The following is a 19,460-nucleotide window of genomic DNA, read 5'->3' as shown; positions in this document are numbered from 1 at the left end:
ACGGCCGCGAGAATGTTGGATGTCCGCGACCGATTCGTGCCGCGCGGCGAGCCCGCTCGTTCTTCATGACGAGCACCGGCGTGCCGTGTTCGGGCGTCCCGGGCGAAGGGCCGAAGGAGCACTGACGATGGGCGAGGGGTACGCATGAGTGACACCGGCCAGATCCCGGGCGAGGGACTGCCGGAGAACGCAGGCATGGTGGAGCAGCCGGGCATCCCCGCCCCGGGTGCGTACACCTACCTCGATCCCTCCGAGCATGCGTCCGAGGACGACGACCTCCTGCTGATGCCGAGTGCGCAGGGCGCCTGGAGCGAACCGCACGGCGCACCGGCCGGCCAGCCGGTGGACGACGGGGCCCTGCACGCACCCGCTCCGCAGGGCGAGCAGGCGGCGTACCTGACGCAGCCGCAGGTGCACATGGGCAGCATGCATGCTGCGCAGGCCCAGGGGTACGCACAGGGTCCCGTACAGGTCCAGGAAGTCCCGGATCCCGCGGTGTACGCCGTGCAGCAGGCCGTCGCCGGGGCGATGACCGAGACCGGGCAGGGCACCCACGAGTCCGGCGGCCGTGACTCGGGCGCCGTCGACCTCAACGGTGTACGTATGCCGGCGGCGCCTCCCGCACCTGTGGCGGTCGCGCAGCCCGCCGCCCCCGCGCGCCGGCCGCTGCACCGCGGCCCGGCCTCGGGCGAGCCGGCTCCGTCGTACGGCGGGACGCCGACCGGCGGTGTGGTCCGCTCGCTCGCCGACCGCGGTCCCGCGGAGGCGCCGCAGATCCCGATGGCCGCACGGCACTCGGGACCGCCCACCACCGGTCCCGAGTACCTCGACCTGCCGGGCCCGCAGCTCGGAGAGATCCCGCCGCAGCCTGCGAGCCCGTGGGTGGCCCAGGCGCCGGAGCAGGCCGCTGTACCCGTGGCCGTGGCTTCCGAAGCCGTGGCGGCGCACACGGCCGCAGGAACGGTCGTCCCGGAGTACGTCGTGCCGGAGCACGTCGCGCCGGAGCCGGCCGCCGAACCGCTGCTGCTCGCCGAGCAGGTCGGGGCCGCACCGGTCGCCGTGCCCGAGGCCGTGCCCGCCGCTGCCGGGGCTCTCGTGGACGCTGCGCCCATGGGGCAGTTCGTGCCCGTGGAGGGATCCGTGCCGACCACCCCGCACCTGGCCCCGACGCCGGTCGTGGAACAGGTCCTCGTGGAGCCGGTCCCTGCGGAGCAGCCCGTCGTCGAGCACCCTGTCGCGGAGGAGCCCGTCGCCGAGCAGCCTGTCGCGGAGCAGGCCGCCATCGAGCAGCCTGTCGCGGAGCAGGCCGCGCAGCCGGAAGCCGTCGCCGAGCCCGTATCCGTAACCGAGCCGCAGCCCGAGCCGGTGGCCATCGCCGTCGAGCCGGTACCGGACCCGGTCGTCGAGACCCCCGAGCCCGTCGAAGCCGTGCCTGCGGTGGCCGATGCACCCGCGCCTGAGGCGGTGGCCGTCCCTGAACCGGTGGCCGCCCCCGAGCCCGTATCCGTTCCCGAGCCGGTCGCGGCCCCACAGGTATCCGTCCTCATGCCTGCCGCCGAGGCCGCTCCCGAGCCGGTTCTCGTGCTGGAGGCCGAGACCGGCCCCGAGGTCATCGAGACGCCGGACCTCACGGCCACCGACGCGCCGGCACCGGACCCGGAGCCCACCGAGCCGGTCGAGCCCCCTGCCGTGGCGGCCCCGCCGGCCGAGGCACCGCAGCCCGTCGCCCGGACCGCTGACCGCGACGCCGCCCCGGCCTCGGCACCGGCCCCCGGCTACGACGACGCCGAGCGCGAAGCCGTGCTCCGCGTGATGCGCGAGCGCCGCGACATCCGCAACGGCTTCCGTAGCGACCCCATCCCGCACGAGGTCCTGCTCCGCGTCCTCGAAGCCGCGCACACGGCGCCCAGCGTCGGCCATTCGCAGCCCTGGGACTTCGTCGTCATCCGCTCCGCGGAGACCCGCCGTTCCATGCACGAACTGGCGCAGCGTCAACGCGAGGCGTACGCCAAGTCGCTGCCCAAGGGCCGGGCCAAGCAGTTCAAGGAACTGAAGATCGAGGCCATCCTCGACACCCCGGTGAACATCGTCGTCACCGCCGACCCCACCCGCGGCGGCCGCCACACCCTCGGCCGGCACACCCAGCCGCAGATGGCCCCGTACTCCTCGGCGCTCGCCGTCGAGAACCTGTGGCTCGCCGCCCGCGCCGAGGGCCTCGGCGTCGGCTGGGTCAGCTTCTTCGACGAGCGCGAGATGGTCCGCGCCCTGGGCCTGCCCGAGCACCTCGAAGTCGTCGCGTACCTCTGTGTCGGTTACGTCGACGAGTTCCCCGAGGAGCCCGAGCTGATGCAGGCGGGCTGGTCCAAGCGGCGCCCGCTGTCCTGGGTCGTCCACGAGGAGACGTACGGCCGTCGCGCCCTGCCCGGCGAGGAGCCGCACGACCTGCTGCAGGAGACCATCTCCAACATCCGTCCGCTGGACGCCAAGGCGCTGGGTGAGGCCTGGGAACGCCAGAAGCGGATGACCAAGCCGGCCGGTGCGCTCGGCATGCTGGAGATCATCTCCGCGCAGCTGTCGGGGCTCTCCCGCATGTGCCCGCCGCCGATCCCGGAGCCCGCGGCCGTCGCGATCTTCGCGGGGGACCACGGGGTGCACGCCCAGGGCGTCACCGCGTGGCCGCAGGAGGTCACCGGCCAGATGGTCGCCAACTTCCTCGGCGGTGGCGCGGTGTGCAACGCGTTTGCCGCCCAGGTGGGTGCCGAGGTGTGCGTGGTCGACGTCGGTGTCGCCACGGAGCTGCCCGCCACGCCGGGCCTGCTTCCCCGCAAGGTGCGCGCCGGAACCGCCGACTTCACGACCGGCCCGGCCCTCACCCGTGAAGAGGTCCTCGCGGCCATCGAGGTCGGCATCGAGACCGCCCGCGATCTGGTGGCGGCGGGCAACAAGGGCCTGCTCACCGGTGAGATGGGCATCGCCAACACCACCGCGTCCGCCGCACTGATCTGCGTGTACACGGGCATGGACCCGGCCGAGGTGACCGGTCGCGGCACCGGCATCAACGACGAGATGCACGCCCGCAAGGTCGACGTGGTCCGCCGTGGCCTCGAACTCCACCAGCCCGACCCGTCCGACCCGATCGGTGTACTTGCCGCGGTCGGCGGCCTGGAGCACGCCGCGATGGCGGGATTCCTGCTGGGCGGCGCGTCGCTCCGTACGCCCGTCGTCCTGGACGGGGTGAGCGCGGGCGCCGCGGCCCTGGTCGCCCGGGCGATCGCCCCCGAGGCCCTCGCCGCATGCATCGCCGGTCACCGCAGCGCGGAGCCCGGCCATGTCGCCGCGCTCAACAAGCTGGGCCTGCGCCCGCTGATCGACCTCGACCTCCGCCTCGGCGAAGGGACGGGCGCACTGCTGGCGCTGCCGATCGTGCAGAGTGCGGCGCGGGCGATGCACGAGGTGGCGACGTTCGACTCGGCGGGTGTCACGGAGAAGTAGCCCGGCGGGCTCCGCCGGCCCGCCCGGTCGTCGGTCCGGCCCGGGCCGGTTCCTCCGGACCGTCCGGGCGTCGGTCCGGCGCGTCCCGGGGGGGGCGAGGACCGGAGCCGCGGTTTCGGGACGGGGCGGGTAGGGGACGGTTGCCGCCCCCACCTGCCCCGTACCGGGCAGCCCAACCGCATCGCGCTCGGCCCCCGCAATAGGCCGCACCCCACCCCGTATCGTGGACCCACGCCCCACAAACCCGCACGTCACAGCCGCTCCACCGCCGCAGCGGCCCGCACCCCGCACTGTTCGAGGAGCCTGCACCGCATGGCCGAGCACGCCGATCACCCTGCGTACCCCGTCGGACTGCGCCTGAGCGGGCGCCGCGTCGTCGTCGTCGGCGGCGGCCAGGTCGCTCAGCGCCGCCTCCCCGCGCTCATCGCGGCAGGCGCCGACATCACCCTCGTATCGCCGTCCGCCACCCCGTCCGTCGAGGCGATGGCCGACGCCGGCGAGATCCGCTGGGAGCGCCGCCGGTACGCGGACGGCGATCTCGCAGACACCTGGTACGCGCTCGTCGCCTCCGACGACGCCGCAGCCAACGACGCGGCGTCGGCCGAGGCCGAGCGCACCCGCACCTGGTGCGTGCGCAGCGACAACGCCGATGCCGCCACCGCCTGGACTCCGGCCACCGGTCGCAGCGAGGGAGTGACCGTCGCCGTCCTCTCCACCGATGCGCAGGGCCGTGACCCGCGCCACTCCGCCGCCGTCCGCGACGCCATCGTCGAGGGCCTGCGTGAGGGCACGCTGGCCGCGCCGCACCACCGCAGCCGACCCGTCCCCGGCGTCTCCCTGGTCGGTGGCGGCCCCGGCGACCCCGACCTGATCACGGTCCGCGGGCGGCGCCTCCTCGCCGAGGCCGATGTCGTCATCGCCGACCGGCTCGGGCCGCGTGATCTGCTCGACGAACTGCCGCCGCACGTCGAGGTGATCGACGCCGCGAAGATTCCGTACGGCCGCTTCATGGCCCAGGAGGCGATCAACCAGGCGCTCATCGAGCACGCCAAGGCGGGCAAGGCCGTCGTCCGGCTCAAGGGCGGCGACCCGTTCGTCTTCGGTCGGGGTATGGAGGAGGCGCAGGCCCTCGCCGCCGAGGGCATTCCCTGCACGGTCGTCCCCGGCATCTCCAGCTCGATCTCCGTGCCGGGCGCGGCCGGTATCCCCGTCACCCACCGCGGCGTCGCCCACGAGTTCACCGTCGTCAGCGGCCATGTCGCCCCCGACGACGAGCGTTCGCTGGTCGACTGGGCGGCCCTCGCACGGCTGCGCGGAACCCTCGTGCTGCTGATGGCCGTCGACAAGATCGGCGCCATCGCCCAGGCCCTCATCGGCCACGGCAAGTCCCCCGACACCCCGGTCGCCCTCGTCCAGGAGGGCACCACCGCGGCGCAGCGCCGGGTCGACGCGACCCTTGCCACCGTCGCCGAACGGGCCGCCGCGGAAGAGGTACGCCCCCCGGCCGTGATCGTCATCGGCGACGTCGTCGCTGTCGGTGCGGACACCCTTCCGAACCCCGCCGAGTAACCAGCGGTAACAGATCTTCTTCCAAGCCGTTGGCACCACACACCGGACAAGGCAGTATCAAACCTGTGGCTGATCTCATCACCATCGACGAGCCCGACGACCCGCGCCTGCGCGACTACACGGGCCTGACCGACGTCGAGCTGCGGCGCAGACGGGAGCCCGCCGAAGGCCTCTTCATCGCCGAGGGCGAGAAAGTCATCAGACGTGCCAGGCACGCCGGGTACGAGATGCGGTCCATGCTGCTCTCGGCGAAGTGGGTCGATGTGATGCGCGACGTCATCGACGAGGTCCCGGCGCCGGTCTACGCGGTAAGCCCGGAACTCGCCGAACGCGTCACCGGCTACCACGTGCACCGCGGCGCCCTCGCCTCCATGCAGCGCAAACCACTGCCGACGGCCGACGAACTGCTGACGAGGACCCGACGGGTCGTCGTCATGGAGTCGGTCAACGACCACACCAACATCGGGGCCATCTTCCGCAGCGCCGCCGCCCTCGGCATGGACGCGGTGCTGCTCTCCCCGGACTGCGCCGATCCGCTCTACCGGCGCTCGGTCAAGGTGTCCATGGGGGCGGTCTTCTCCGTCCCGTACGCCCGTCTCGAAACCTGGCCCAAGGCGCTGGAGACCGTACGGGAGGCGGGCTTCAAGCTTCTGGCGCTCACCCCCGACGACAAGGCGAGCAGCATCGACGAGGCGGCGCCGCACCGGATGGACAAGGTGGCTCTGATGCTCGGCGCCGAGGGCGACGGACTGTCCACCCAGGCGCTGGTCGCGGCCGACGAATGGGTACGCATCCCGATGGCGCACGGCGTCGATTCGCTGAACGTGGGCGCGGCCGCCGCCGTGGCGTTCTACGCCGTGGCGACGGGCCGCCCGCAGGACTGACCGGACGCCGGCCGGCGACCGCGTTACTGCTGCCGCGGCAGCAGTTGTCGCCCGTGCTGCCCGTGCTGCTCCTGCAGTCCCGGGTTCTGTGAGGTGCCGAGCCCACGGGCCGGTCCCTGGCATCCCTGCGCCGCCGCGATCCCCAGTGCCACCAGCAGCGTCACCACGACGAAGACGACGAGACGCTGCCGCAGCAGCCGCGGGTTGGCCGGCCGGCGGCCCGTCGACGTCGTACGGGTCCCGGGTCGGGTGCCCGGCCGCCCTTTCGTGCCGTTCGTTCCGTTGGCGGTCTGGGGGCGCTTGCCGGAGCGCGTGGTGTTGCGCGGCTGCTGCGGCCGCGAACCGCCGGTACGCGGCGAAGAGGCGCGTGCGGGCGCCGTCTGCCGGCTCTGCGGACGGGGCGCCGGAGGGCTTCCCGCGCGCCGGGTCTGCTGTTCGGTGTACGGGCCGTCCAGCCGGCCGGTCGGCCGTTCCAGCTCCTGAGCCGATCGCTGTACGGGCGGCCGGCTCTCGTGCAGCCCCTGCGCCTCACGGGCCGCGATCTCCTTGAGCCGCATGGAGAGTTGAAGCGTGCTCGGCCGCTCCTCCGGGTCCTTCGCCAGACAGGCGCTCACCAGGGGCGCCAGTGCGTCGTGGACGTCGAACAACTGCGGTTCCTCGTGCACCACGCGGTACAGCATCACCTCGGAACTGCCGTGCCCGAAAGGCGAATCGGCCGTTGCCGCGTACGCCAGCGTGGCACCGAGCGAGAACACGTCCGTCGCGGGTGTGACCGCCGCGCCCCGCACCTGCTCGGGCGCCAGGAACCCGGGCGATCCCACCGCAGTGCCGACATGCGTGAGCGTGCTCGCCCCGGTCGCCCAGGCGATCCCGAAGTCGATGATCCGGGGGCCCTTGGGGGACAGGAGGATGTTCGACGGCTTCAGGTCACGGTGGACGACACCGGCCTCGTGCACCGCCACCAGCCCCTCGGAGAGAGCCGCCCCGATCGACGCCACCTCGGCCGCCGACAGCGGACCCTCCTCGGCCACCTTGTCGTGCAACGAGGGGCCGGGGACGTACTGCGTGGCGAACCACGGGCGGTCCGCCTCCAGATCGGCCGCCACCAGACGCGCCGTGCAGCCGCCGCGGATCCGTCGCGCCGCCGACACCTCGCGCGCGAAACGCGAACGGAACTCCTGGTCCTCGGCGAGATCCGGGCGGATCACCTTGAGGGCCACCCGCTGGCCACGCCGGTCCGAACCCAGGTAGACGACCCCCATGCCGCCCGCCCCGAGCCGCCGGTGCAGTCTGAACGAGCCGACGACACGCGGGTCCTCGCGCCGGAGCCGCATCATCGCCATCGTCTGCCCATCCCCGCTGCCTGATCCGCCTGACGTGGCACAGCTTACGTACCCGTGGCCCGGCGCGCTCAGAGGCCGCGCCCTCGTCCGCCCATCGATTGTCAGTGCCGGATGGGAAACTTGAAGGGTGGTCAGGGAGCCGCGGATCCACGCTGCCTGGCCCGTGCGAGATCTCAAAGGACCGTCGCAGAAGGGGGATTGGATCAATGAAGGGCGATCGAGTCGAGATAGTCGTGGATGCCGGAGACACGACGCGTACCTACGAAGTGGTGGCCGGCAGGGCGGGCCGCAGGGTCGAGACGGCCATCAGCCGAGGGGTGGTCGAAGTGAGTGAAGTCACGCGAAGCGGCTCGGTCGTCCGCACCGCTCGCTTCATGGCGAACAGGGTGCTGGCCCTCGTCGAACATCCGATTCCCCGGGAGGACGCATCCGAGAGTCCCCTGGGGGATGACCCCAGGGCCTGACCCCCGATCTCCACCCAGGGGAGTACGCCGACTACCGACAGCTCATCCTCCGGGAGGCCCGGCAATCGGTACGCGGGCATGATGCCCCGCGCCACCGGGGTCCCTAATCTTGAGGTCAAGCGGTGGGCGCAGCACTCGTCCCCCGAGGTCAAACGCCCGCCGCCCCCACAACAGGTCAGGAGAGGAACCATGGCGGACACGGCAGCGCGGACGGTGATCCGCACGCAGGGACGCAGGGCACACGCCGCGTTCGGCAGCCGCCCGTCGTCCGGCACGCGTCACCCGCTGGTGGCGACGGCCATGGTTCTTCCTCTGGCGGCCCTGCTCGTAGTCGTCTTCGGCGGCTGGGACGCAGTGGTCACACAGGCGTCGTCCGTGGGCGTGATGCTGGGGCGCTGAGCGGCGCTCCGCGGGTCCGGAAGAGCGGTCCGGACCGGGACATCCGGCCAACAACCCCGTGGGGACGGGGGTGCGGCGGACGGCAGCGTTTGTCCGGTCAGCTGGGGAGCTGACCGGACATCGCGCTGTCCGGGGGGCTTTCATGCCGTACTCGGACTGCGCGGTGCGGCCCGTACGCTGGGCGGCGGGCCCGGGTGGACCGGGCCGGACCTGTTGCCACCGGGGGAGACCGTGACCACCGCAGTCGTCCGCGCGCTGGGCGCCCTCGCCCATGACGCGGTGCACCCGTCCACCGAGGCCGGGGGCCCCTGCGCCTGCCCCGCGCCGGCGGTGCTCGCGGACCGTGCCGACGGCACCGTCGTCCGCAGCGGCCCGGTGGTCGCGAAGGCCCACGCCCCGGGGACCGACACCGCGGACCTGGCCGCCCGGCTGGCAGTGGCCTCGTCCGGCGCCCTGGCCGGCGTCCTCCTGCCACCCGTGTCCCGGCCGTCGGGGCGCGCCGCCCCCACCGTCACGGTGCATGGCCGCACCGTGACCCTCTGGCCCCACGGCGACCCCGTCGACCCGGCCGACCCCGACGCCGCCCCCTGGGAGGAGGCCGCCGGCCTCCTGGCCCGGCTCCACCGCACCTCGCCCGCGGCCGCGTTCACGCCCGCGGGCGTGCCCGTCCCGGCGCTCCCCACGATGCGCGGCCCCGCGAAGGCCGCACTCGCCGTGGCCCGGATGCACGCGGCCCTCCCCGACGACCCGGCCACCGCCCCCGTACGCGAGGCATGGCGGCGCCTGCCCGCCTGGGCCCGTGACGAGGCCGCCATGCCCCCGCACCGGTCGCGCTTCCTCTGCCACGGCGATCTGCATCTCGGGCAGCTCGTCCGCCACCCCGCCCCGCACGGCCCCTGGCTGCTGATCGATGTCGACGACCTGGGCCTCGGCGACCCCGCCTGGGACCTCGCACGCCCCGCCGCCTGGTACGCGGCCGGGCTGCTGCCCCCCGAGGTCTGGCTGCGCTTTCTGGACGCCTACCGAGAGGCCGGCGGACCCGCGATACGCGCCGAGGGCGACCCCTGGCCCGAACTTGACGTCCCGGCCCGTGCCCTGACGGTGCAGACCGCCGCGCTGGCGTTCGCCAAGGCCGCCGCGCAGCGGCGAACGCCGGACGAGGTGGAACGGACGATGATCGATGCCTGTGCCCGAATTGCCTCCCTCCCGCCCGAGTTGACCGCCGAACACTCGTCGTAGGGTGAACCGATCGTCTCCGGGCATGAATTCCGGGGACGGCGAACCGACGGCGAGGAGCTGAGCCGACCATGCAGTGTCCCAAGTGCCACGCGCAGATGCAGACGTACAACCGCAACGGCATCCAGATCGAGCAGTGCAGCGGCTGCCGGGGGATATTCCTCGACTACGGCGAGCTGGAGACCCTGACCCGCATCGAGGCGCAGTGGACCCAGCAGGCCCCGCCCGCGCCGCCCGCTCCCCAGGCCTACCCCGCCGCGCCGGCCCCCGCCTGGGGCGCCCCGCAGCACCACGGCGGCCACCACGGCGGTCACTACCGGCACAAGAGCTTCGGTCACATGCTCTTCTCCTCCTGACCGAGCAGGCACGGGAGCGGGCCCCGGACACACGGTGTCCGGGGCCCGCTCCCGTGCACGGCCGGGCCGCCGTGGACGCAACCCGCCCTTCTCCGCTGTGAATACCGTCGACACTTTCTTTGTCCGGCATCTAGGCAGCGGCATGGTTGATCCTTAAAGTTCCGGCCCATGACCTTCCTCCATCGGTCCCGGACCGTCGCGCCACCCGGCTGGAGCCGCTGGCTGGTTCCGCCTGCCGCGCTCGCCGTGCATCTCTCGATCGGGCAGGCCTACGCCTGGAGCGTGTTCAAGCCCCCGCTCGAATCAGCACTCGACCTTTCCGGCACCGCCAGCGCCCTCCCCTTCCAGCTCGCCATCGTCATGCTCGGTCTCTCCGCGGCCTTCGGCGGCACCCTCGTCGAACGCAACGGACCGCGCTGGGCGATGTTCGTCTCCCTGATCTGCTTCTCCTCGGGCTTTCTCGTCGCCGCCCTCGGCGTGGCCACCGGTCAGTTCTGGCTGGTCGTCCTCGGCTACGGCTTCATCGGCGGCATCGGCCTCGGCATCGGCTACATCTCGCCGGTCTCCACGCTCATCAAGTGGTTTCCCGACCGCCCCGGCATGGCCACCGGTATCGCCATCATGGGCTTCGGCGGCGGCGCGCTGATCGCCTCGCCCTGGTCGACCGCGATGCTCGACGGCTTCGGTACCGACAGTGCGGGAATCGCGACCACCTTCCTGGTCCACGGTCTCGCCTACGCCGGTTTCATGGCGCTCGGGGTCTTCCTCGTCCGGGTGCCCCCGGACGGATGGCTGCCGGCCGGCTGGCAGCCGAAGGAGGAGACCCGTCGTCTCGTCACCACGGCCCAGGTCTCCGCACGCAACGCGCTGCGCACACCGCAGTTCTGGTGTCTGTGGGTGGTTCTCTGCATGAACGTCACCGCAGGCATCGGCATTCTGGAGAAGGCCGCCCCGATGATCTCGGACTTCTTCGCGGACTCCTCCGCTCCGGTAACGGCCTCCGCCGCGGCGGGCTTCGTCGCCCTGCTCTCCCTGGCCAACATGACCGGACGGCTCCTGTGGTCCTCGACCTCGGACCTCATCGGGCGCAAGAACATGTACCGCGTCTATCTCGGTGTCGGCGCCCTGATGTATCTCACGATCGTCGAATTCGGCAGCTCCAAGCCGCTCTTCGTCTGCTGTGCGCTGGTGATCCTCTCCTTCTACGGAGGCGGATTCGCCACGGTCCCCGCCTATCTGCAGGACCTCTTCGGCACCTACCAGGTGGGCGCCATCCACGGCCGGCTGCTGACCGCCTGGTCGACCGCCGGTGTCCTCGGCCCGCTGATCGTCAACTGGGTGGCGGACGCGGGGGAGCGGGCGGGACGGAGCGGATCCGGCCTCTACACCACATCACTGACGATCATGATCGGGCTGCTGGTCGTCGGCTTCGCCGCCAACGAGTTCGTACGCCCCGTCCATCCACGCTTCCACGAGGCAGCGGAGAGGAAGTCCCGTGCCCACCAAGAGTCGTAGAACACTCACCGCCGTGGTCTGGCTCTGGGTCGCCGCGCCGTTCGCCTACGGACTGTACGAACTGATCCTCAAGGCCACACAGCTCTTCACCGACTGACGCCGGTCGGGCGGAGCGGGCCGCGCCGATGCGGCGAAGATCCGCAGCAACGACGAAGCCCCGGTCGTGGAGACGACCGGGGCTTCGGCTGGTGCGCGATACTGGGATTGAACCAGTGACCTCTTCCGTGTCAGGGAAGCGCTCTCCCGCTGAGCTAATCGCGCAGGGTGAACCTGCGTGTACTGCGTGCGCGATACTGGGATTGAACCAGTGACCTCTTCCGTGTCAGGGAAGCGCTCTCCCGCTGAGCTAATCGCGCGGGGGATCCTTGCGGACCAGTGGACGATACTGGGATTGAACCAGTGACCTCTTCCGTGTCAGGGAAGCGCTCTCCCGCTGAGCTAATCGTCCTTGGAGGTGGAGACGGGATTTGAACCCGTGTAGACGGCTTTGCAGGCCGTTGCCTCGCCTCTCGGCCACTCCACCAGGAGTGCAGGGGTTCGGGAAAAGATCCCCCACTTCGAGCGGACGACGAGATTCGAACTCGCGACCCTCACCTTGGCAAGGTGATGCTCTACCAACTGAGCCACGTCCGCTTGTCGGTTCCGTTTCACTTGCGTGTCCCGGCGACGTGTTGAACTCTAGCGGATTCCGGGGCCAGTACAAAAACGCGTTTGTGCAGCGTGCTGCGGTGGCTGCGCCCCGGCGCAGGTCACCGTGTGCCGTCCTAGACTCAGCAGCGTGCACGACCTCGCTCCAATGGCCCGCTTCGGCGGCCTCGTCGCGTCCGATCTGCAGGACGTGACCAGTGATCCCGCAGCCCTCGACTCGTCCGGCTTCTGGGCCGTATGCGCCGATTTCGAGGGCGGCCTCGTCTGCGCCCGCTTCGGCACCGTACGGACCGCGCCGGTGCCCGCGCCCGTGCCCGGAGCCTGGCGCGGGCCGAGGGCCGGTGACTGGACCTCGTCGCTGGACCGCGCCGCGTACACCGCCGGCGTACGCCACATCCGCGCGTGCATAGCGGCCGGCGAGGTCTACCAGGCCAACCTCTGCCGGGTGATGACCGCGGTGCTGCCGGACCCGGCCGCCGCGGACGTCGACGCCCTCACCGCGCTGCTGGCGCGCGGCAACCCCGCCCCGTACGCAGGAACGATTCGGCTGCCTGCGCACGGCGTGGAGATCGCCACCGCGTCCCCCGAGCTCTTCCTGAAGCGGGACGGCCGCACGGTCGAGTCAGGACCGATCAAGGGCACCGGCCGCACCGAGGCCGATCTGCTGGAGAAGGACCACGCCGAGAACGTGATGATCGTCGACCTGGTCCGCAACGACCTGGGCCGCGTCTGCGCCACCGGAACGGTCACGGTCCCCGACCTCTGCGTGGTGGAGAAGCACCCGGGACTCGTCCACCTCGTCTCCACCGTGCGCGGCCGCCTCGCCGACGGGGTCGGCTGGCCCGAGCTGTTCGCCGCCGCCTTCCCGCCCGGATCCGTCACCGGGGCGCCCAAGTCCAGCGCCCTGCGGATCATCGACTCACTGGAGACCGCACCCCGGGGCCCCTACTGCGGCGGCATCGGCTGGGTCGACGCCGACCGCTCCACCGCCGGCCTCGCCGTGGGCATCCGGACCTTCTGGGTCGACCGGACCGGAGCCGCCCCGGTTCTCCGGTTCGGCACCGGGGCCGGTATCACCTGGGGTTCCGACCCGGAGCGCGAGTGGGACGAGACCGAGCTCAAGGCGCACCGGCTGCTCGCTGTAGCGTCGGGCGCCCAGCAAGCGACTGGAAGGACCGCGTGATGAGGATTTGGGTCAACGGCGCACTGCGCGACGCCGCCGACGCCCAGGTGTCCGTGTTCGACCATGGACTGACCGTGGGCGACGGCATCTTCGAGACGGTCAGGACGACCGCCGGCCGGCCCTTCGCCCTCACCCGGCACCTCGAGCGGCTGACCCGCTCGGCCCGCGGGCTCGGACTGCCCGACCCCGACCTCGACGAGGTGCGCCGGGCCTGCGCCGCCGTCATCGACGCCAATCCCATGGAGCTCGGCCGGCTGCGCATCACGTACACCGGCGGGGTCTCCCCGCTCGGTTCAGACCGCGGCAACGAAGGCACCGGCCTCGTCGTCGCACTCGGCGAGGCGGGACGGCGCCCCGACACCACCGCAGTGATCACCGTGCCCTGGACGCGCAACGAACGCGGCGCGCTCGTCGGGCTCAAGACCACGTCGTACGCGGAGAACGTGGTCGCTCTCGCCCGCGCCCACGAGCAGGGCGCCTCGGAGGCGCTCTTCGCCAACACCGTCGGGCAGCTCTGCGAAGGCACCGGATCCAACGTCTTCGTCGTGCTCGACGGACAGCTGTACACCCCGCCGGTCGCCTCCGGCTGCCTCGCCGGCATCACCCGTGCACTGGTCGTGGCATGGACCGGGGCGCGCGAGACCGACCTGTCCATGGAGGTCCTGGACCTCGCCGAGGAGGTGTTCCTGACCTCCAGCCTCCGGGACGTCCAGGCCGTCCACCGGATCGACGGACGGGAGCTGCCCGGCACACCCGGACCCGTGACGGCGAAAGCCATGCGGATCTTCGACGAGCGTGCGGGGAACGACCTCGACCCGTGAGCCGGGGTCCGTGCCCGGCCGGGATCCGCAAAATCGGGTGACGGTCCGCGGCTCAGCGGATAGAACACGGGTGATGACCACGACCCTCCGGCCGACCGGGCCGATCCAGCAAGGCGCCGACGGCGCGCGGAGCCGCGCGTACGACGTGTGCGACAACGGACGGCCGGTCGGCGCCGTCGAGATCGCCACCGATCCGGAATTCGGGGCGACGGCAGGGGTGCTGCGCTCCCTGCGGATAGACGAACCCAGCCGCAGGCGCGGCCGCGGCACCATCGCCGTACTCGCCGCCGAGGAGGTGCTGCGCGGCTGGGGGTGCTCCCGGCTGGAGCTCTCGGTCGGATCGGACAACACGGCCGGACAGCGGCTCGCTGCCGCACTCGGCTGCACCGAGCGCAGCAGGAACATGATCAAGGACCTGCCGCGCAACCCGCCTGTCCTGCCCGACCGTGTCACCGGGCGGCCGATGACGGAGGCGGAGTTCGAACAGTGGGAGACCACCGCCGTCACGGGCTACGCGCAGACATGGATCGAGCGCGGCGTCCCGGCGGACGAGGCTCTGCGCAAGGCGGAGATCTCCCACCGGACGCATCTGCCGCACGGACTCGCCACGGAGGGCACCCGGCTGCACGCCCTGGTCCATGAGGGCGACGGCGTGGTGGGACATGTCTGGGTGTCGCCTTTCGAGATGCACCCGGGGACGGTGGTCGGATTCGTCTTCGACGTCGAGGTGGAGGAGACGTTCCGCGGCAGGGGGTACGGCCGGGCGCTGATGCTGGAGGCGGAACGCATCGCGCTCGCCGCCGGGCACGAACGGATCGGGCTGCACGTCCTCTCGTCCAACACGCCGGCGGTCCTGTTGTACGAGTCGCTCGGTTACACGGTGACCCGGTACAACCTCGTCAAGCCGCTGTAGCCGCCGCCGGGCCGGGCCCGGCGGCGTGGCGGGACGGTCATCGGTCCGTGGTCACCGTGGCCGCCGTCAGTCCTGCTCGGCGATCAGACGCTCGGCGATCTCCTCGATCCGCTCGCGCAGCCCGTCCTGGCTCGTGCCGCCGTCCAGCCGCTCGCCGCCGATCACATACGTGGGGGTGCCGGTCACGCCGATGGCCTTGCCCTCGGCCTGGTCGGCATCGACGATCAGCATGTGCCGTCCGTCGATCAGGGCGGTGTCGAACTCATCGGCGTCCAGGCCGAGTTCGCGTGCCACCTCGATCAGTACCGGCTCGCCCGAGCGGCCGAGCTCGTCGGTCCTGGCGAGTACGGCCTCGATGTACGGCCAGTCCATGCCCTGCTCCGCGGCCTCCTCGGCCGCCTGCGCCGCGGCATAGGCGTGCTTGTGCTTCTCCAGCGGGAAGTGCCGCAGGCGCACGTCGAGCCGGTCGCCGTACCGGGCGCGCAGGGCGTGCACATCGGTGAGGGCGCGGTGGCAGTCGGGGCACTGGAGCTCGCACCAGACATCGAGGACGACCGGGGCGGCGGGAGTGGAATCGCTCATGGGGCCAGTCTCCCAGGGCCCGCACACCCATCCCAATCGGCATCCGCCTCGGCCCCGCGTGGTGGGCGGACCGGCCACCCGCCTGCACCTGGGGAGGACTCCGGCCCTGAAATGTCCCTGATGCGGTCCTGGATCATGGCCGCGGGCCGGGTGGGCGGTGCAGGATGGAAGGGACGTTTCCCCGTGCGCCTGGAGGCACCGATGCTTGCCGAGACCATTTGCTCCGCGGTGTCCGCGGCGGGCTTGGGCATCGCCGCCGTGACCGCGTACCGGAAGCGATTCCTCGCCGCGACCCGGATCGCCGCCTACTCCTTGATCCCGATCGGCCTGGTGCTGACCGGAGTGGTCCAGTGGGTCACGGATATCGCGTTCAAGCCCAGCGTCTGGCTCGGCTTCGGGCTGCTCGGCGTGGCCTGGCTGCTCTTCATGACCACGCGTGCGATCGAACGGCGCGGCGTCGGTACCCGCAAGGAACGCAAGGCCGCCGCGCAGGCGGCGCAGCGCGGTGCCGTCGCACCGGCCGCGTCGGTGCCCTCGCTCGGGAGCGGTGTGCCCGCGGACCGGCCGCAGACGAAGCCGAAGCAGGAGGCTGCCGCCCCGGGCGAGGACTTCAGCGACATCGAGGCCATCCTGAAGAAGCACGGCATCTGACCCCCGGACCGCGAGCGGCCATCGACGGTGAGGCGACGTGAGCCGCCGCGAAATCGCAGGTGAACGGGTTCACGCCTGATCCTTGACGCTCCATGGGAGCGGGGCTAGCGTCCCCGACGGGTTGGGGAGCGATTCGGGGCTGGGACAGGGCGGGTGGCGCGCGTGGCAGGGATCAAGGACATGGCCCGGCAGGCCGGAACCTGCGCGGGCACCGTGTCGCACGTGACCGGCCGATCCGAAGCGGGGCCGCCGCGCACCCCGGCCCGTGACGGCCGGTGCGCGCGGCCGCAGGGCGCCGCAGTGCCGTCGTGGGGGGACTGCTCGGGCTCGCACCCCTTCTACCCGTGGAACTCCTGCTGACGGAGGCGGGCGACGGGAACGGCATGCGCGGCCACCGCGACGGGGTGCTCCAGCCGGAGCCGGCCCCGCACCCCCGGCACGGGGCCGTAGCGACCTGCCGAAGACGCCCGGCTCCTCCGGCCCGCTCCCGGGATGCGCTCCCTGTCCGTCCCTGCTTTCCGTCCTTCTCTTCCGCATGACCGAAACGGAGAACTCGTGCCCCTGTTCGATCTGCCCCTGGACCAACTCCGCGACTACCGCCCAGAGCCCGGCGAGCCCGTCGACTTCGACGCCTTCTGGAAGCGCACCCTCGACGAATCCTCCGGATTTCCGCTCTATCCCGAATTCCGCCCGTATGACGCAGCGTTGAACACCGTCGACGTGCACGACGTGACCTTCTCCGGCTGGGGCGGTCACCGTATCCGCGCGTGGCTGAACGTTCCGGCGGGTGTCGAGGGCCCTCTCCCGTGCGTCGTCCACTACCTCGGCTACGGCGGTGGCCGCGGACTTCCGCACGACCACCTGGTGTGGCCCGCGGCCGGCTGGGCCACCCTGCTCGTCGACACCCGTGGCCAGGGCGCCGTCAACAGCCACTCGGCGGGCTCCACCCCCGACCCGCACGGCGGCGCCAATCCGCAGTCGCCCGGCTTCATGACCCGCGGCATCCTCGACCCCGAGCAGTACTACTACCGGCGCGTCTTCACCGACGCGGTCCGCGCCGTGGAGGTGGCCCGCACCCACCCGTCCGTCGACCCGGACCGCATCGTCGTGCACGGCGGCAGCCAGGGCGGCGGCATCGCCCAGGCGGTGGCCGGGCTCAGCCCGCACGTGAAGGCCGCGCTGATCGACGTACCGTTCCTGTCCCACTTCCGGCGGGCCGTCGAGATCACCGACAAGGACCCGTACCAGGAGATCGTGCGCTTCCTCGCCACGCAACGCGGCGAAGCCGAGCAGGTGTTCCGTACGCTCTCCTACTTCGACGGCATCAGCTTCGCCGCCCGGGCCACGGTCCCGGCGCTCTATTCGGTGGCGCTGATGGACACCATTTGTCCGCCGTCCACGGTCTTCGCCGCCTACAACCACTGGGCGGGTCCGAAGGAGATCGAGGTCTACCCCTGGAACAATCACGAGGGCGGCTCATCGTCCCACCGGGCCGTCCAGCTGCGCATGTTGCGCGATCTCGGCTGAGCGGTGCGGAACAGGGGGAGCGGCGGGGAAGCGGGCGCGGTCCCGAATGTGTGACGGCGGGTCGGACGCCGGAGCGAATCCTCCCGGCCATGTGAAGAGTGAACTCCCGTCATAAAAAGGCGTGTTGATCGTCGACGGGGTCCGTTCTGCGTCATGATCGTCCCGAGATGGTGGACACCTCCCGGGGCGATACCCCCGCACCCCCTGCCGAAGAGCCGCGTGGCTGCCTCTTCGCGCTGTCCCAGCCCCCTTTGATGATCTTCCTCGCGGTGGTCGGCTGTCTGCTGCTGATGGCCGCGCTGCATGATCTCTTACTGCTGTGAGCGGGCGATGAGACCGGCCGCGAGCGGTCAGCCGGCCGCCTCCCTGCGGCGTGCCCGGTACGCGGCGACATGCAGCCGATTACCGCAGGTGCGGCTGGAGCAGTACCTGCGGGAGCGGTTGCGCGACAGGTCCACGAACGCGTCCCGGCAGTCCGGCGCCTCGCAGCGCCGCAGCCGCTCCTGCTCGCCCGCGACGACGATGAAGGCCAGCGCCATGCCGCAGTCGGCCGCGAGATGGTCGGCGATCGAGGCGTCCGGCGCGAAGTAATGGACATGCCAGTCGTAGCCGTCGTGATTGCTGAGCTGCGGCGTGGTGCCCGCGGCGGCCACGAGACTGTTGACGAGACCGGCGGCGATTTCGGCGTCGTGCGTCGCGAAGATCTCCGCGAACCGGGTGCGTACATCCTGTACGGCCCGCAGGTCCTTCTCGCCGAGCTCGCCGACGCCGCTGATGCGATGCCGCCGGGAGAACGCGTACAGCGCTTCGATGTCGGCGAGACCGTCGCTCCGTCCGGCCTCCTGCTGGTCGGTCGTCTGTGCGGTGTTCACCAGATCGACCACCGTTTCGAGGGCGATCCGGGTGTCGTGGGGGATCAGCACGCTTTCGCTCCCTGGCCTCCGGCGAGCGGGGCGCCCGCCGATGCGGGCTGACTCTACTGGCTCGGCAAAGTCGCACATCGGTACGAGAGGGCCGTAGGGCCCGCGAGGAGCTCTTACCGGCCACCAGGGGGCGCCAGGGGGCCGTGGGGGGGCGTGCAGAGGCGCAGAGGGGCGTTCTGGGCCCGATGGGCGCGCGTCCAGGGAGCGGGCCTGCGCCGGTATGCGCCGGTGGAGCATGCGCCGACGCCGTCACCACGGTGGATTCCGTGGTCACGGCGCCGGTGTCTGCCCTATGTGGTTGTCTGCGCGGCGCCGTCGCCCCGAGTCGGACGGCGCAGTGCAGCTCTCGACCTGGCTCAGCTCTCGGCCAGGATGTGTGAGAGCTCCGTATCGAGGTCGAAGTGGCGATGCTCGGTGCCTGGTGGCACCGCGGCGTCGGTCCGCTTCAGGAACGACTCCAGGGCCCTCGCCGGGGCTTCGAGCAAGGCTTCGCCCTCTGGGGAGCTCAGCGCGATGCAGACGACGCCCTGGCCGTGACTACGAGATGGCCAGACACGTACGTCTCCGGTGCCGGTGGGCCTGTGCAGCCCCTCGGCAAGGAGGTCGCGGGCGAATACCCATTCGACCGTCTCCTCCGCTCCGGTGTGGAAGGTGGCGTGCACGGCATACGGATCGGCCGTGTCATACCGCAGGCCCGCGGGTACAGGCAGTGAGGACTCGCTCGACACAACGAGGCGCAGGTGCAGCTCGCAGCTGACCGTGGTGTTCATAAGCGCCAGGGCCTTTCGCTCAGTGTGCGCTCGGGGATTCGCACGTCGGCGAAATCGACATGCCACCTACGGTGGCGTTGTAAACCCCTCTGACCTTTTTGTGATTCTTCGGATAGCTCGTACAGCGGTGTGTAACTTTGGGTCATTCGCCCATTCCGGTGACGAAGCGCGTTCCGGTAGGTTG

General features: G+C 71.5%; 18 protein-coding genes and 5 tRNA genes. 14 read left to right on the top strand and 9 right to left on the bottom strand.

The window, feature by feature from the left end; genetic code table 11:
- Positions 1-144: 144 nt before the first annotated feature.
- The 3 genes from cobT to LRD69_RS04035 all read left to right on the top strand — a co-directional run bounded on the left by cobT (position 145) and on the right by LRD69_RS04035 (position 5,945).
- The gene (cobT, locus tag LRD69_RS04045; protein ID WP_277325161.1) at positions 145-3,492 is read left to right on the top strand and encodes a nicotinate-nucleotide--dimethylbenzimidazole phosphoribosyltransferase; all 3,348 of its coding nucleotides are present in this window, start codon (positions 145-147) and stop codon (positions 3,490-3,492) included.
- A gap of 312 nt (positions 3,493-3,804) precedes the next feature.
- Positions 3,805-5,061, top strand: a complete 1,257-nt coding sequence (gene cobA, locus LRD69_RS04040; RefSeq protein ID WP_277325160.1) for a uroporphyrinogen-III C-methyltransferase — start codon at positions 3,805-3,807, stop codon at positions 5,059-5,061.
- A gap of 65 nt (positions 5,062-5,126) precedes the next feature.
- Positions 5,127-5,945 carry an RNA methyltransferase gene (locus LRD69_RS04035; RefSeq protein ID WP_277325159.1) on the top strand — a complete coding sequence of 273 codons (819 nt, stop codon included), beginning with the start codon at positions 5,127-5,129 and terminating at the stop codon, positions 5,943-5,945.
- A gap of 23 nt (positions 5,946-5,968) precedes the next feature.
- Here LRD69_RS04035 and LRD69_RS04030 read toward each other — a convergent pair whose 3' ends face one another.
- Positions 5,969-7,288 (bottom strand): serine/threonine-protein kinase, encoded by a 1,320-nt coding sequence (locus LRD69_RS04030; RefSeq protein WP_277325158.1) that lies wholly within the window; start codon positions 7,286-7,288, stop codon positions 5,969-5,971.
- Positions 7,289-7,494: 206 nt separating this feature from the next.
- Here LRD69_RS04030 and LRD69_RS04025 point away from each other — a divergent pair, with 206 nt between their 5' ends.
- From LRD69_RS04025 to LRD69_RS04005, 5 genes are all read left to right on the top strand, one after another.
- A complete protein-coding gene (locus LRD69_RS04025) occupies positions 7,495-7,752 on the top strand; it encodes a hypothetical protein (RefSeq protein ID WP_277325157.1) in 258 nt (85 codons plus the stop codon).
- A gap of 189 nt (positions 7,753-7,941) precedes the next feature.
- The gene (locus LRD69_RS04020; RefSeq protein ID WP_277325156.1) at positions 7,942-8,151 is read left to right on the top strand and encodes a hypothetical protein; all 210 of its coding nucleotides are present in this window, start codon (positions 7,942-7,944) and stop codon (positions 8,149-8,151) included.
- Positions 8,152-8,382: 231 nt separating this feature from the next.
- Positions 8,383-9,390, top strand: a complete 1,008-nt coding sequence (locus LRD69_RS04015; RefSeq protein ID WP_277325155.1) for an aminoglycoside phosphotransferase family protein — start codon at positions 8,383-8,385, stop codon at positions 9,388-9,390.
- Positions 9,391-9,458: 68 nt separating this feature from the next.
- A complete protein-coding gene (locus LRD69_RS04010) occupies positions 9,459-9,743 on the top strand; it encodes a zf-TFIIB domain-containing protein (RefSeq protein WP_277325154.1) in 285 nt (94 codons plus the stop codon).
- A 168-nt stretch (positions 9,744-9,911) separates the two neighbouring features.
- Positions 9,912-11,258, top strand: coding sequence for an OFA family MFS transporter (locus LRD69_RS04005; RefSeq protein ID WP_277325153.1), 1,347 nt, complete (start codon positions 9,912-9,914; stop codon positions 11,256-11,258).
- Between the two features lie 186 nt (positions 11,259-11,444).
- Here LRD69_RS04005 and LRD69_RS04000 read toward each other — a convergent pair.
- The 5 genes from LRD69_RS04000 to LRD69_RS03980 all read right to left on the bottom strand — a co-directional run bounded on the left by LRD69_RS04000 (position 11,445) and on the right by LRD69_RS03980 (position 11,891).
- A tRNA-Val gene (locus LRD69_RS04000) sits at positions 11,445-11,519 on the bottom strand.
- A 23-nt stretch (positions 11,520-11,542) separates the two neighbouring features.
- Positions 11,543-11,614, bottom strand: a tRNA-Val gene (locus tag LRD69_RS03995).
- A 20-nt stretch (positions 11,615-11,634) separates the two neighbouring features.
- A tRNA-Val gene (locus LRD69_RS03990) sits at positions 11,635-11,706 on the bottom strand.
- A 1-nt stretch (position 11,707) separates the two neighbouring features.
- Positions 11,708-11,781 (bottom strand) — tRNA-Cys (locus tag LRD69_RS03985).
- Between the two features lie 37 nt (positions 11,782-11,818).
- Positions 11,819-11,891, bottom strand: a tRNA-Gly gene (locus LRD69_RS03980).
- 163 nt (positions 11,892-12,054) lie between these two features.
- Here LRD69_RS03980 and LRD69_RS03975 point away from each other — a divergent pair.
- The 3 genes from LRD69_RS03975 (at position 12,055) to LRD69_RS03965 (ending at position 14,823) form a co-directional block, all read left to right on the top strand.
- Positions 12,055-13,089: a chorismate-binding protein gene (locus LRD69_RS03975; RefSeq protein ID WP_277329615.1), complete on the top strand. Its 1,035-nt coding sequence runs from the start codon at positions 12,055-12,057 to the stop codon at positions 13,087-13,089.
- A complete protein-coding gene (locus tag LRD69_RS03970; RefSeq protein ID WP_277325152.1) occupies positions 13,089-13,910 on the top strand; it encodes an aminodeoxychorismate lyase in 822 nt (273 codons plus the stop codon). The genes LRD69_RS03975 and LRD69_RS03970 overlap by 1 nt, the downstream gene beginning before the upstream one ends.
- A 73-nt stretch (positions 13,911-13,983) precedes the next feature.
- Complete coding sequence (locus tag LRD69_RS03965) at positions 13,984-14,823, top strand: GNAT family N-acetyltransferase (RefSeq protein ID WP_277325151.1); 840 nt, start codon at positions 13,984-13,986, stop codon at positions 14,821-14,823.
- A gap of 66 nt (positions 14,824-14,889) precedes the next feature.
- Here the strand turns inward: LRD69_RS03965 and LRD69_RS03960 are convergent, their stop codons facing one another.
- Positions 14,890-15,405: a DsbA family protein gene (locus tag LRD69_RS03960; protein WP_277325150.1), complete on the bottom strand. Its 516-nt coding sequence runs from the start codon at positions 15,403-15,405 to the stop codon at positions 14,890-14,892.
- Positions 15,406-15,606: 201 nt separating this feature from the next.
- Here LRD69_RS03960 and LRD69_RS03955 point away from each other — a divergent pair, with 201 nt between their 5' ends.
- The 3 genes from LRD69_RS03955 (at position 15,607) to LRD69_RS03945 (ending at position 17,906) form a co-directional block, all read left to right on the top strand.
- Complete coding sequence (locus tag LRD69_RS03955) at positions 15,607-16,056, top strand: hypothetical protein (protein ID WP_277329614.1); 450 nt, start codon at positions 15,607-15,609, stop codon at positions 16,054-16,056.
- Between the two features lie 555 nt (positions 16,057-16,611).
- On the top strand, positions 16,612-17,583 hold the full coding sequence (locus tag LRD69_RS03950; RefSeq protein WP_277325149.1) for an acetylxylan esterase: 972 nt from the start codon (positions 16,612-16,614) through the stop codon (positions 17,581-17,583).
- Between the two features lie 167 nt (positions 17,584-17,750).
- Positions 17,751-17,906, top strand: a complete 156-nt coding sequence (locus LRD69_RS03945) for a hypothetical protein (RefSeq protein WP_277325148.1) — start codon at positions 17,751-17,753, stop codon at positions 17,904-17,906.
- A gap of 27 nt (positions 17,907-17,933) precedes the next feature.
- Here the strand turns inward: LRD69_RS03945 and LRD69_RS03940 are convergent, their stop codons facing one another.
- Complete coding sequence (locus LRD69_RS03940) at positions 17,934-18,506, bottom strand: CGNR zinc finger domain-containing protein (RefSeq protein ID WP_277325147.1); 573 nt, start codon at positions 18,504-18,506, stop codon at positions 17,934-17,936.
- Positions 18,507-18,862: 356 nt separating this feature from the next.
- The gene (locus tag LRD69_RS03935; protein ID WP_003959770.1) at positions 18,863-19,276 is read right to left on the bottom strand and encodes an SsgA family sporulation/cell division regulator; all 414 of its coding nucleotides are present in this window, start codon (positions 19,274-19,276) and stop codon (positions 18,863-18,865) included.
- Positions 19,277-19,460: the final 184 nt, after the last annotated feature.

Origin of the sequence: Streptomyces sp. JH14 (genome assembly GCF_029428675.1) — a bacterium.
GTDB lineage: Bacteria > Actinomycetota > Actinomycetes > Streptomycetales > Streptomycetaceae > Streptomyces.
Note: the sequence above shows the minus strand (reverse complement) of the source record. Positions and strands in the feature narration are given on the sequence as shown.